This is a genomic window from Streptomyces sp. UNOC14_S4, from assembly GCF_020740835.1.
GTDB lineage: Bacteria > Actinomycetota > Actinomycetes > Streptomycetales > Streptomycetaceae > Streptomyces.
In genome coordinates this window covers 1-681 of sequence record NZ_JAINFC010001034.1, presented here as the reverse complement: position 1 = coordinate 681, position 681 = coordinate 1, and the positions used below count along the sequence as shown (strand labels likewise).

1 protein-coding gene is annotated in these 681 nt (G+C 68.1%); it reads right to left on the bottom strand.

Annotated elements, in window-relative coordinates; genetic code table 11:
* Window positions 1-48: 48 nt before the first annotated feature.
* Window positions 49-681, bottom strand: a 633-nt coding sequence (locus K6I34_RS37755; protein WP_229332511.1) for a branched-chain amino acid ABC transporter permease, incomplete at its 5' end; no start/stop codon positions are given.

Below are 681 nucleotides of genomic sequence, written 5' to 3'. Positions count from 1 at the left end.
GTCCAGTAGGGCTGGTGGGGTCTGTGGGGTGCTGTGGGGTCATGGTGGTCACGCCCGATCCGCGACGCGTTCGCCGAGGAGGCCCTGGGGCCTGATCAGCAGGACGAGGATGAGGAGGACGAAGGCCCAGACGTCCTTCCAGCCGCCGCCTCCGAGCTGGTGCATGCCGGGGATGTTCTGGATGTAGGTGGTGGAGGCGGCTTCGGCGATGCCGAGGACGATGCCGCCGAGCATGGCGCCGTAGATGTTGCCGATGCCGCCGAGTACGGCGGCGGTGAAGGCTTTGAGGCCGAGGATGAAGCCCATTTCGAAGCTGATCTGGCCGGCGCGGAGTCCTTGGGCGATGGCGGCGATGGCGGCGAAGGCGCCGCCGATGGCGAAGGCGAGGACGATGATGCGGTTGGTGTCGACGCCCATGAGTTCGGCGGTGTCGGGGTCCTGGGCGGTGGCCTGCATGGCGCGGCCGGTGCGGCTGCGGGAGACGAAGAAGCCGAGGGCGATCATGCAGAGGGGGGCGGCGACGAGGACGAAGAGGTCGTTGCGCTGGAGGTGGATGTTGCCGGCGAGTTCGAAGGCGTCTCCGTGGAATCGGGGGAAGGTCCGGGGTTTCTTGGCGTCGGGGTAGAAGGCCCAGACGGTTTGCTGGAGGGCGAGGGAGAGGCCGATGGCGGTGATGAGGGG